Here is a 12,562-nt window from a genome sequence, read left to right on the forward strand (position 1 = left end):
ATGTGTTTATTCCTTTCCTCCCTTTCTTCTCCTTCCTCCCCTTTCTCCTATTAAGACAATATAATCAGGTCCGTATCGGATTGCGACAATTTATTGAGCATCTCGTTGAACAGGTTTGTCCGTAAAATAATCCGGATCAAATTTATATGTGGTTTGCCAATGCAGATGGTTGTTATTTTTCGTTCCTCGGCCGTTTCAACAATGCAGCGGGGAATGTTGGCTCCTTTCACCTGGATCACCTCCGCTCCCAGTTCCGTGGCCAGCTTCAGGTTGTTGATCAGGTGCCGCTGCACATCCAGTTTGATTCGGTCGGGGCCTTCGGCGGGCGTCTGCACGTAGAGCACAAACCACCGCGACTGGTAAAACGACGCCAGACGAGCCGTTTTGCGAATGATCATCCGGGCGGTCTGGTGGTTGGTGCTGATGCAGGCCAGAAATCGCTCGGGGCGGCTCTGCACACCCGGCGACAGCGTCGTTTCGATTTTCCGCTCCACCTGCCCGGCCACTTCCTTCAGTGCCAGTTCGCGAAGCTGTAGAATCTTCTCCGGCTGAAAAAAATTACGCAGCGCCGTCTCGACCTTCGCTTTGTCGTAAATCTTGCCCTCCTTTAACCGGGTGATCAGCTCATCGGCGGGCAGGTCAATGTTAACGACCTCGTCGGCCATGTGCAGCACCTTGTCCGGCACGCGTTCCGTTACGTCGACGCCCGTTATGGCATGCACTTCGTCGTAGAGGCTCTCGATGTGCTGAATGTTGACGGCGCTGATTACGTTGATGCCTGCGTCCAGAATCTCGATGACATCCTGCCAGCGTTTTTCGTTTTTCGACCCGGGTATGTTGGTATGGGCCAGTTCGTCTACGATCACCAGTTCAGGGTGCACGTTCAGGATGACCTGTACGTCCATCTCTTCGAGTTCACGACCGCGATAAAACAACCGGCGCCGGGGAATGATCGGCAGACCCTCCACCAGCGCCTGCGTTTCGGCCCGGTTGTGTGTTTCGATAAACCCAATCCGCACCTCAATACCGCTCCGCAGCAACGCGTGCGCTTCCTGCAGCATTCGATACGACTTCCCCACGCCCGCACTCATCCCGATATAAATTTTAAATTTCCCCCGGCGCGACTGTTGAATTAGCCGGAGGAATTGTTCGGCGGACTGGTCGCGGTTGTCTTCTGTCGTCATTCGTCGATGTATTGCAATGCCGATAGCCCACGTAGCGTGAGCCACCGGTATTAAAGTAAAGCTAGAAGCTTACGGCCAAACTCGTTGTCAACGCGGTGTTATACCGCCCGAATCCGTTGCTTGTCTGGAAGATGGCATCCTTGCTGTTGAATGTACGGGCTTCAATGCGAAACAGCGCCTGCTGCGAAATAACGTAGTCGACATTCGCCGAATAGCCCCAGGTCTGGAAGCCGTTGGGGCGGTCAGGCGTTCCGGTGTTGGTGGGAATAATCACCCCGTTTTTGTCATCGTAGTATTCAACGCGTCCGGCCAGCCGTACTTTGTCGCCGGGGCTATAGCGTAGAATGGCCACGGGTGTATACCAAACGTAACTTCCGTCGCCCACCCGACGCCCTTCTATCCTCGGCTTGCGGTCCGCCCCAATGTCGAAGCCCAGGGTTACGCCTACTTTGCCCGGCTGAATGATGGCGTACAGATTATGGTACATCCGTCGCTGGCTCAGCGAATCGGGCCGGTCGGAGCCGAAGAACGTACTCCAGTTCAAGGTCACGGCAGACGACGGGCGGTATTGAATCTGGGTACTTAGCGATGGCCCCGAGTACCCATCGAGCCGTTTTACGCGCTGCCAGCCGTTGACGACCGCCAGCAAAAACGTCCACTTGCCGTTTGGTCGGTCCGGCGTTCCGGTATTGTACGTTAGCTTCGCCCCCGCCAGGTAATAGGGCGAGTTTTCGGCCACGATGCTGCGCGTCAGCGTCCAGCAGTCTTTGCCAATCGCACTTTCAAAGCCAATGTGCGACGAAAAGATGCCTGCATCCAACCACAAGTCACGGTTCCGGCTCAGCTTCACTCCGGCATTGGCCTCAAAGATGTTTTTGATCAGCTCCTGTTCGGCTGCATAGTTATACTGCGGATACGTACCGGCCTGAATAGCCAGATTTGCCCGCACCCGATCCCCTACGTAGGCCCCCTTCAGAAATGCCAGATTCACGTTCACTTCGCGGTTTCGCTTGAAGTTATACAGAAAGCCCGGCCGTTCCTGAATGGTTTTGGGCGTCGTAAAATCATGGACATAGTATGCTTCTACGTAGCCCGATACAGTCAGGCCGCTGGCTGATGTGGCCGAAGTCTGCGCCGGGGCTGACGTGGTTGTTGAATCCGTAACCTGGGCCATGGCTGCTACATAGAAGGTCGACAGAGCCACGGTCATTCCTATTGATTTCATGCTATTGTCTGGGCCAGCCTCCCGGTTGGCCCGTTGATTAATTGATAGGGCCGACCAGGAGGCTGGCCCGGACTCTATTTCAGCGCATCCAGCGCTGTATTCAGTGCTAAGACATTAACCGTCGCGGGACCAAACAGGCCCAGCAAAGGTCCTTGCGTATGTTCGTCGACGAGCTGATTCAACCGATCGGCGCTGATGCCACGTACTTTGGCAATGCGGGCAACCTGAATTTTAGCCCCGGCTGGTGATAGATCCGGGTCCAGGCCACTGCCCGAGGCCGTCACCAGTTCGGCCGGAATCTGCGCTTTTGTTACGCCCGGATTATGCACCAGAAACGTATCAATACGCGCCTGAACCGTTTTCAGATAATCGGGATTGCTGGGCCCTTTGTTCGATCCAGCCGAACCTGCGGCATTGTAATCCACCGCCGACGGACGGCTGTTGAAATAGCGGTCTTCCGTAAACGCCTGGCCAACGTTTTTGTAGCCAACTACTTTACCGTTTACCGTAACGGTCTCGCCTTTACCCCCGCCGGGCGCCAACGTTGCAATACCAGCTACGACGAGTGGATAGATGAAAGAAAGCAATACCAGCATGACAATCGTGAGTCGAATGGCTGGTCCGATGTGTGTTTTCATGTTATTAAAGAGTGAAAGAGCGCAAGAGTTAATGAGTGAAGAAACGGTATTAGCTTTTTTTCAAGGTTTCGCTAGAAAAGCTCACTGTAAGGATTAGCTTTTGTGATAGACTATCGCTCATTCACTCTTTTACTCATTTAAAAGATTAATCCAATTACCAAATCAATAATTTTGATGCCGATGAACGGAGCGACAATGCCGCCAACGCCGTAGATCAGCAGGTTCCGGCGCAGCAGCGCGCTGGCCCCAATTGGTTTGTATTCAACCCCGCGCAGGGCCAGCGGAATCAGCATCGGAATGATGATCGCGTTAAAGATCACCGCCGACAGGATGGCCGACTCGGGGCTGTTCAGCCGCATGATGTTCAGCGCCTGTAGCGCCGGAATCGAGCTGATGAACAAGGCCGGGACAATGGCGAAATACTTCGCTACGTCGTTGGCGATGGAGAAGGTTGTTAGCGTACCGCGCGTAATGAGCAACTGCTTACCGATCTCAACCACCTCAATCAGTTTGGTCGGGTCGTTGTCGAGGTCGACCATGTTCCCCGCTTCCTTAGCCGCCTGCGTACCGCTGTTCATCGCTACGCCCACATCGGCCTGCGCCAGCGCCGGGGCGTCGTTCGTACCGTCGCCCATCATGGCTACGAGCTTGCCGCCGGTTTGCTCATGACGGATGTAGTTCATTTTGTCTTCCGGCTTGGCTTCGGCGATGAAGTCATCAACCCCCGCCTTTTCAGCAATAAACTTGGCGGTTAAGGGGTTATCACCCGTTACCATCACCGTTTTCACGCCCATCCGGCGCAGTCGCTGGAATCGTTCCTGAATGCCGGGTTTGATAATGTCCTGCAATTCCACTACGCCCTTGACAACCTCGTTTTCAGCAACCACCAGGGGCGTCCCCCCGTTGGCCGCAATCTCCTTCGCTTTCCTGTCGGTTTCGGCGGGGAACGTATTACCCGCCCGTTCCACCATTGCCCGGATGGAGTCAACGGCTCCTTTTCGGATGCGGATTACGTCGGTAGTCTGGTCACTGATAACGGCTTCGTCCTTAACACGGCCGTCGGTTCCCCGCGCTACGTTGCTTCGGGTCGGCATGTCAATGCCACTCGACCGCGTTTCGGCCGTGAATTTGATCAGCGTCGCGCCTTCGATGGACAGCGACCGTGTTACGTCGGCTCCCCAGTTGCCATTACGGGCTAGTTCGACAATCGACTTACCTTCTGGTGTTTCGTCGGCCAGCGAACTGAGCGTACTGGCCCGCACCATGTCAACCTGACTCACACCGGGTGCCGGGTAGAAATTGGTTGCCTTTCGGTTACCAATCGTGATCGTACCGGTTTTATCGAGCAGCAACGTATCGACATCGCCCGCCGTTTCCACCGCCCGTCCGGATTTGGCGATGACGTTCGCCCGCAGGGCCCGATCCATACCCGCAATACCAATGGCCGATAACAGCCCACCGATGGTCGTCGGAATCAGACAGACGAACAGGGAAATCAGCGCGGCAATGGTGATCGGCGTATTGGCGTACTCGGCGAAGGGTTTCAGCGCCACGCAGACGATGACGAAGATCAGCGTAAACCCTGCCAGCAGAATCGTCAGGGCAATTTCATTGGGAGTTTTCTGGCGGCTCGCGCCTTCAACCAGTGCGATCATCTTGTCCAGAAACGACTCCCCCGGCTGGGTCGTCACCAGCACTTTAATCCTGTCCGACAACACCTTCGTCCCACCCGTCACCGACGACCGGTCACCGCCCGCTTCTCGGATAACGGGCGCTGATTCACCCGTAATGGCCGACTCGTCGATGGTAGCTAACCCTTCGATAATCTCGCCGTCGGAGGGAATGATGTCGCCGTTTTCGCAGACAAATACATCGCCTTTTTTGAGTTGCGACGACGGAATGATCTCGATTTCATCGAGCTTCATCTGTCCCACTGGCGGAGTGCCGCCCAGCCGAATCACCCTGGCCGGGGTTTCTTCCCGCGTTTTGCGGAGCGACTCAGCCTGAGCTTTCCCCCGCGCTTCGGCGATGGCCTCGGCGAAATTGGCAAAGAGGACCGTTGCGAACAGAATGCCCGTAATGGCAATGTTGTACCCGAGTGATCCCTGCGACGTATCGCCCGACAGGGCGATGTAAATCGTAACCAGCAGCATGATGAGCGTTCCGACTTCAACGGTGAACATCACCGGATTCTTGATCAGAATTGCTGGATTCAGTTTTATAAATGATTCCCGAATCGCCGTTCCAACGAGGTCACGCTGGAACAAGCCGGGCCGCGTACGGCCGGGGGATGATTGCTTTGCCATGTTAGGTTATATCATTAGGACAGCCGATTGAGTGGCCGGCTGTTTTGTTATTTCAATGTAAAGTATTCCGCCAGTGGCCCCAGCGTCAGGGCCGGGAAGAACGACAGAGCCGTAATGATGAAGATGACGGCGAAAATCATCAGGCCAAACGTGGGCGTATCCACCGGCAGCGTTCCCGACGACTCCGGCACGTACTTTTTCCGGGCCAGCAAGCCGGCAATCGCCACCGGACCGATAATAGGAATGTACCGCCCCAGCATCAGCACAATACCGGTCGAGAAGTTCCAGAAGAAGTTGTTGTCGCCCAGTCCTTCGAAACCCGAACCGTTGTTGGCGTTAGCCGATGTAAATTCGTAGAGCATCTCCGAGAAACCGTGGAAAGCCGGGTTGTTCAGCCAGGCCGACGGCTTCACCGCCCAGGTGGCATCACCATAATTAATGAATAACCAGGCAGCCAGTGCTGTACCTCCTTTGACAAGCAGCGTACTCAACAGCGCTACGATGGAGGCAATCTTGATCTCGCGTGCCTCGACTTTCCGGCCGAACAATTCCGGTGTCCGGCCTACCATCAAGCCAGCCACGAAGACGGAAATGATCAGGAAGTAGTAGAAGTTGAGTAAGCCTGCGCCGACGCCACCGTAGAAGGCGTTCACCATCATACCCAGTAGTTCCATTGCCCCCGAGAGCGCCATTGAACTATCGTGCATGGCGTTAACCGAGCCCGTCGAGATGATGGTCGTCACAATGCTCCAGTACGCCGAAGCGACCGGCCCGAATCGAACCTCTTTGCCTTCCATCGCCCCCGTTGGTTGGGAAATACCCATTTGCGCAATAGCCGGATTCCCTCCCAGTTCGCTGATAAGTGTGGGCACCAGCAACACCAGCATCCCGACCGTCATAACCCCGTAGATGACCCAGGCAAACCGCCTGCGGTTGACGAAAAAGCCCAGCGCGAAAATCATGGCGATGGGAATCAGCACCTGGGTCACCATCTCAACCATGTTGGTCAGGTAATTCGGGTTCTCCAGCGGATGTGCCGAGTTAGCCCCAAAATACCCCCCACCGTTGGTGCCGAGGTGTTTGATGGCAATGAAGCCGGCCGCGGGCCCGCGCGAAACCCCGACGGTGTCGCCCTGCATGGTCGTGATGGTGTCCTTTCCGTCGAAGCTGGCCGGTATCCCGTTGAACGCCAAAACAAGGGCAACGACCAACGATCCCGGCAGCAACAACCGCGTAATGGATTTGGTAAACAGCACGTAGAAATTACCAACCGTTTCTGTGCTTTTGGGTATAAACGAGCGGAACAGCAATACGGCCGCTGCGATCCCGGTAGCTGCCGACACGAACTGAAGAAACATCAGCACCCCCAGTTGCGTCAGGTACGTTACGCCGGTCTCGCCGGAGTAGTGTTGCAGGTTACAGTTGACCAGAAAGCTAATTGCCGTATTAAACGCCAGATCGGGTGTCTGCGACGGGTTTCCATCCGGGTTCAGCGGCAGGCTTCCCTGCGTGACCAGCAGGACGAAGGCATACACCAGCCAGAGGGCGTTGATGGTCAGCAGGGCCACCAGGTTTCCTTTCCAGTTCATATCCCGGTTGGGATCAACCCCACCCAGGCGGTAAATCAGTCGCTCCAGCGGAGCCATAAAATCAAAGGCATTCGGTTCTCCTTTGAAAACTTTAGCAAGAAACTTGCCCAGCGGGATTGCCAGCAGGACCGTAAGGCCGTACATGACAATCACGCCCATCCATTCCGTGAACATGAGTTAGGTGAGTTAAAACCTTTCGGGTTTGATGAGTACGTACAGCATGTACGCGAATACGAGCAATGCAGCAATAAAAACTAAGGTGATCATGAGCGTAGTTGGTTAGATTTTCTCGAACCACTCAATGCAGCCGTAAAAAAACGCGAAGCAGATCAGCGCCGAGAGTAATAGCAACAGGAGCGTTCCCATTTGACATTTTCTTAATTGGTACGATCAGCCAGGTTGCCAATGGAATGCCAAACAGACCTCCCCTTCCCCACTTTATAAATTTGCTACTGACAAACAGCCTGTTACAAAAAAGACCTCATCACGAGCGCCAATTCAACCGAATTCTTTTTCTCAAAATGAGAAGAGTCTTTTTCTCAAAATGAGAAAGACCGCTTGTCAAACCGGCTGCGAAAGAAGCCAAAATGCTGTTTACCTTTAAGGCCACGTATGTCTGCAACCGAATCATCTCATCACAACCTGGATAAGCTCACTGCGGGTGGCTTATTGGTAGCGGTAGGTATCGTCTTTGGCGATATTGGTACGTCCCCCCTGTACACCTACCGGGCCATTATTGAAGACCATGTCGTTGACGAAACTCTGGCCCTTGGTGGAGCTTCTGCCATTTTCTGGACACTAACATTTCAGACTACACTAAAATATGTGCTGCTCACCCTACGGGCCGACAATAAGGGTGAAGGTGGTATTTTTTCACTCTACACCCTGATCCGGCGGTATGCTAAATGGCTTTTGTTTCCGGCCATTGCGGGCGGCAGCTTTCTCATTGCCGACAGTATCATTACGCCCCCAATCTCGGTTTCCTCCGCCATTGAAGGTCTGCGGCCGCTGTATCCCGATCTGCCTACGGTTCCGATCGTACTGGCCATTCTGGTCGTCTTGTTTACTGTGCAGCAAATCGGAACCGACCGGCTGGGCACGGCCTTCGGACCGATCATGATGGTGTGGTTCACGATGATTGGCGTCGTTGGTATCGCGCAGGTGCTCAAGGATACTTCGGTTATCCGGGCGCTGAATCCGGTGTACGCGTATCGGATGATTTCGGAGCATGACCACGGATTCTGGCTGCTTGGAGGGGTCTTCCTCTGTTCGACCGGGGCCGAAGCGCTCTATTCGGATATGGGGCACGTCGGTCGACGGAACGTGCAGGTTTCCTGGATATACGTTAAGCTGTGCCTGATTCTGTGCTACTTAGGCCAGGCTGCCTGGCTGCTGGATCACCAGGGCCGACCGCTGGGGGAATCTAACTCATTTTTCGGGCTGATTCCCGACTGGTTCATGCTGCCGGCTATCGGCATTGCTACGCTGGCCACGATCATCGCCAGTCAGGCGCTCATCAGCGGTACGTTCACGCTCGTCTCGGAAGCGTTCCGGCTGACGCTGCTGCCTAAATTGCGGATTGTATTTCCGTCGGATGCGCGCGGGCAGGTGTACATTCCAGCGTTCAACTGGTTGCTCATGGCCGGCTGTATCGGGGTAGTCCTCTATTTCAAAGAGTCGAAGAACATGGAAGCGGCCTTTGGTCTGTCGGTGAATTTGACCATGCTGATGACCACCATATTGCTGGCCTATTACCTTTATACACGGCACGTAAACCTGTTCGTTGTGTTTGGCCTGCTCGCTCTCTACCTGACGATTGAGAGTGCGTTTCTGGCGGCCAACCTACGTAAGTTTGCTAATGGTGGCTGGGTAACACTGATGCTGGGGCTGGTTATCATCACCATTATGTACGTCTGGTATCGGGGCAGCCGGATTAAGCGCCGGTTGACCTCCTACGTCAGTCTTAAAGATCACCTGCCTATTCTGAAGGAACTCAGCAATGATCCGGATGTACCAAAGTACGCGACCAATTTAGTCTTTTTAACGTCTTCGGACAATCCGTTGCTGGTCGAAGATCACATCATCAATTCCATTCTCGAGCGCCAGCCCAAGCGGGCAGACCTGTACTGGCTGATTCACGTCGATCTGGTTGATGAGCCGTACACCGCACAATATTCCGTTGATATTCTCGAACCGGAAGAAGTAGTTCGTATTACGTTCCAGCTTGGTTTCCGGGTGCAGCCCCGGATCAATCTGCTCTTCAAGCGAGTGGTCGAAGAAATGGTACGTTGCTGCGAAGTGACCATCCTCAGCCGATATCGTTCGTTGCAGCGGCACGATATTGTCGGTGATTTTCGGTTCATCATCATCAATCGCTTCCTCTCGTACGAGAACGATCTGGATGCCATCGATACGTTTATCATGAACGCCTATTTCGCGCTCAAACGGCTCAGCATCTCCGACGAAAAAGCGTATGGGCTGGATTACCAGAACGTAACGACCGAGCAGGTGCCGCTGGTGGTTCGCCCGGCCGAGGAACTCCCGTTGAAACGAGTCAGCCGACCAACCTCATCACCGAAAACCGACAAGGCGGTTGGATGAGCCCGTCGGTTTTGATTTACTTTTTGAGCCCGTATTCATCCAGCTTCCGGTAGAGCGTTGCCAGGGAAATGCCCAGCAGTCGGGCGGCTTCGGCCTTCTGATTGCTGGTCATGGCTAAAACCCGCCCGATGTGCTGGCGTTCCAGCGCCGACAGCGACAAATCATCGCTGGTGTTCGTTGCGTAGCCTTCCCTGATGTCGAACGGCAGGTAGTCGGGCAGCAGTTCTGGTCCATCGGCCAGGATAACGGTTCGCTCAATGACATTCTTCAGTTCACGGATATTGCCTTTCCAGGAATGTTGCTGCAACATCTGCACGAACTCAGGGGTCATTCGCACGTCGCGTTTGCCGATCTTGGCCGCATCCCGCCTGGCAAAAAATTCGGCAAGGGCCGGAATGTCGTCGGGACGGTCGCGGAGTGGAGGTAATTCGATCGAAAACACCGACAGCCGGTAATACAAATCCAGCCGGAAGTGTCCTGAACCGGCTTCCTGTTCCAGATTCCGGTTTGTGGCCGCCACCACGCGCACATCGGTTTTGGTCGGTTTAGTGTCGCCTACGCGCAGAAACTCGTGGGTTTCGAGCACCCGCAGCAGTTTGGCCTGCAAATCGAGCGGCATCTCGCCGATCTCGTCGAGGAAAATGGTTCCTTTGTTCGCTTCGGCAAACAACCCTTTCTGGTCGCGGGTGGCCCCGGTAAACGCCCCCGCCCGGTGTCCGAACAGTTCACTTTCCAAAATCTCCTTGCTCAAGGCCCCGCAGTTGATGGCCACAAACGGCCCGCTATGGCGCGGACTGGCGTAGTGAATGGCCTGCGCGAACACTTCCTTGCCGGTGCCCGTTTCGCCGGTCAGCAATACGGTCGTATCCGTTACGGCCACTTTCCGGGCGAGGTTGATGGCCTGCCGGATGGCCGCCGACTGTCCGATAATGCTATCGAAGCCATACCGCTTGCTCACCTGCTGTTCCAACTGGCGGATGCGAAACTGCAACTCCGCCTTCTCGACAGCCCGGCTAACCAACGGAATGATCCGGTCGTTGTCGTCGCCTTTCGTGATGTAGTCGAATGCGCCGTTTTTGATGGCCGTTACGCCATCGGCGATGGTACCGTACGCCGTCAGGACGATGATCTCCGTGGCGGGGTATGCCTGTTTGATCTGGGCCGTTAACTCAATCCCATTTTTATCGGGCAGTTTGACATCACTGATCACGAGTTGCACGTCTTCCCGCTCCAGCACCTTCAGCCCGCTGCGGGCGTCACTTGCTTCCAGGATGGTGTACCCTTCGAGGCTCAACAGCCTTGCCAGCAGTTGGCGAAGCCGGTCTTCGTCGTCGATCAGGAGAATAGTAGCGGCCAATGGTATAAACGATAATGAACTGCAAAAGTAAACGATACCCTGGCTTAACGCTGAGTCGGGCATCAGGTATTCCCTGTCAGAAGGACTATAGCCGCTATCCACTCATCCTAAAAACGACATTTCGTAATCATAACCCGTTAAATTTGGTTTAGTATACACCGGGGTATTCTGCTGACTCACGTTGTCCGTTGGCACTATCCTCCCTAACAACGGCACCATGAAAGCACCGATAAAAGCCCTCTGGATTACGCAGGAGCAGTATGATACGGCTTTTGACAGCCTGAAACGGTTTGCTACGTTGCTGGATGTAGCTCAGATCGCCATCCAGCCGCTGCTTGAGCCCTTAAGCGTGCTGGCTTCCGAGTTTCCAACATCCAAACCGATGAAGCTACGTTTCGGCCGGGCACACACCCACGCACCCTGGCGGCTGGAAACCCCGGTCGTAATTGTTGACGAGTGGCTGGCGCGGGAGATGCAGTAGGAAGCCAACCGGCAGGCTGTTCGTAGCGGGACGGTTATTTCCAGTTGAACACCCGGATGAAATAAGGCCGGTACAGATCCGCACTGCCGGGCACACCGAAATTGTCACCGAAATTATTGGCGTTCACGCAGTACGAAATCATCAGTTCGCCATTCCTGGACAGCTCCGGATGAACCAGCGCGTTGTAGGTAAACACCTTGCCGGTACCGTGCTCCTCCGGAATGGTGTACAACAGTCGTTTGTTAGTCCAGGGGCCAATCGGGCTGGTTGACTCCGACAAATACAGCCCCCGGCCAAATATGATTTCCTGTGTGAACAGGTAATACTTATCGCCCGACCGAAATACACTGAACTGATCGGACGCATCCTTGTAAATCGCGTATTTATTCGGCTGGCTCCCCCACTTCGATCCGTTCCAGTACGTCCAGGTTGCTGTCAGATCGCCTTTGGGAACCCGGGCTACCACCACGTTGGTCGTTAACGTCCCGTGGTCGACACCATAGAGGTACGTATACCCGTCGGCAGCTTCACACAAGGCCCCACCGTAGCCCCATTCGCCCCGGTATTTGTTGGTAATCAGCTTTTCGATAGCGCCGGTCGTTGGGGAACAAATGGCCAGATCAACCGAGGAGTTTTTAAAATCCCACGATCCAGAACCGGTTTTCCGGATATGGCTCAATACCACCTGAAGTTTACCACCATAAACGGTCGCGTCGAGGGGCCAGTACCAGTCCTTACCGTTTTTCTCGAGTGAATGGACAAAATACGTTTTTCCACCAGTGTCTGTCGTAGCCCCCTGATTCAGCGTCCGGAATCCATCAAATGTTTCGCCCTGCTGCACCATCACGGCATTCCGGACAAAGACATTCTGTGCGGCATTGCGGCTGCGATCCGGCTGAACCCGGCCGATGAAACTATCGCCGAACGTCCAGAAAATTCGTCCGTCGGGCAGCGGCACCGAATAGACCCCATCCCCCCCGTTCCAGGCCGAATAGCGGGTAAAGAATTGATTATACTGCGCATCGACCTGAACGGTCATAGCAGCGCCCTGCCGAAGGTTTCCGGCCGGGTTACTATCGGTAACGGCTGGTAATGTATCTACTGGCTGGCAGGCCACGAGGCAGGCAAAAAGAGCGACGAATAGCACGGAGAGGTTGCTGGTCACGGTGTCTTTGGTTTTG

The 12,562-nt window shown here is 54.6% G+C and carries 10 protein-coding genes; 2 read left to right on the forward strand and 8 right to left on the reverse strand.

Annotated elements, in window-relative coordinates; genetic code table 11:
* Window positions 1–50: 50 nt before the first annotated feature.
* The 6 genes from BN8_RS11630 to BN8_RS33755 form a co-directional block, all read right to left on the reverse strand.
* Window positions 51–1,184 (reverse strand): Osmosensitive K channel His kinase sensor, encoded by a 1,134-nt coding sequence (locus BN8_RS11630; RefSeq protein ID WP_009282069.1) that lies wholly within the window; start codon window positions 1,182–1,184, stop codon window positions 51–53.
* A 61-nt stretch (window positions 1,185–1,245) separates the two neighbouring features.
* Window positions 1,246–2,409 carry a porin gene (locus BN8_RS11635; protein WP_009282070.1) on the reverse strand — a complete coding sequence of 388 codons (1,164 nt, stop codon included), beginning with the start codon at window positions 2,407–2,409 and terminating at the stop codon, window positions 1,246–1,248.
* 74 nt (window positions 2,410–2,483) lie between these two features.
* Complete coding sequence (locus BN8_RS11640) at window positions 2,484–3,047, reverse strand: K(+)-transporting ATPase subunit C (RefSeq protein ID WP_009282071.1); 564 nt, start codon at window positions 3,045–3,047, stop codon at window positions 2,484–2,486.
* Window positions 3,048–3,184: 137 nt separating this feature from the next.
* The gene (kdpB, locus tag BN8_RS11645; protein ID WP_009282072.1) at window positions 3,185–5,353 is read right to left on the reverse strand and encodes a potassium-transporting ATPase subunit KdpB; all 2,169 of its coding nucleotides are present in this window, start codon (window positions 5,351–5,353) and stop codon (window positions 3,185–3,187) included.
* A gap of 47 nt (window positions 5,354–5,400) precedes the next feature.
* Window positions 5,401–7,116 (reverse strand): potassium-transporting ATPase subunit KdpA, encoded by a 1,716-nt coding sequence (gene kdpA / locus BN8_RS11650; protein ID WP_009282073.1) that lies wholly within the window; start codon window positions 7,114–7,116, stop codon window positions 5,401–5,403.
* Between the two features lie 12 nt (window positions 7,117–7,128).
* Window positions 7,129–7,209, reverse strand: a complete 81-nt coding sequence (locus tag BN8_RS33755) for a potassium-transporting ATPase subunit F (protein WP_083882496.1) — start codon at window positions 7,207–7,209, stop codon at window positions 7,129–7,131.
* Window positions 7,210–7,554: 345 nt separating this feature from the next.
* Here BN8_RS33755 and BN8_RS11655 point away from each other — a divergent pair, with 345 nt between their 5' ends.
* A complete protein-coding gene (locus BN8_RS11655) occupies window positions 7,555–9,543 on the forward strand; it encodes a KUP/HAK/KT family potassium transporter (protein ID WP_009282074.1) in 1,989 nt (662 codons plus the stop codon).
* A 16-nt stretch (window positions 9,544–9,559) separates the two neighbouring features.
* Here the strand turns inward: BN8_RS11655 and BN8_RS11660 are convergent, their stop codons facing one another.
* On the reverse strand, window positions 9,560–10,900 hold the full coding sequence (locus BN8_RS11660; RefSeq protein ID WP_040006005.1) for a sigma-54-dependent transcriptional regulator: 1,341 nt from the start codon (window positions 10,898–10,900) through the stop codon (window positions 9,560–9,562).
* 217 nt (window positions 10,901–11,117) lie between these two features.
* Here BN8_RS11660 and BN8_RS11665 point away from each other — a divergent pair, with 217 nt between their 5' ends.
* On the forward strand, window positions 11,118–11,381 hold the full coding sequence (locus tag BN8_RS11665; protein WP_009282076.1) for a hypothetical protein: 264 nt from the start codon (window positions 11,118–11,120) through the stop codon (window positions 11,379–11,381).
* 34 nt (window positions 11,382–11,415) lie between these two features.
* Here the strand turns inward: BN8_RS11665 and BN8_RS11670 are convergent, their stop codons facing one another.
* Window positions 11,416–12,546 (reverse strand): DUF5005 domain-containing protein, encoded by a 1,131-nt coding sequence (locus BN8_RS11670; RefSeq protein WP_144051649.1) that lies wholly within the window; start codon window positions 12,544–12,546, stop codon window positions 11,416–11,418.
* Window positions 12,547–12,562: the final 16 nt, after the last annotated feature.

The organism is Fibrisoma limi BUZ 3, from assembly GCF_000296815.2.
Lineage (GTDB): Bacteria > Bacteroidota > Bacteroidia > Cytophagales > Spirosomataceae > Fibrisoma > Fibrisoma limi.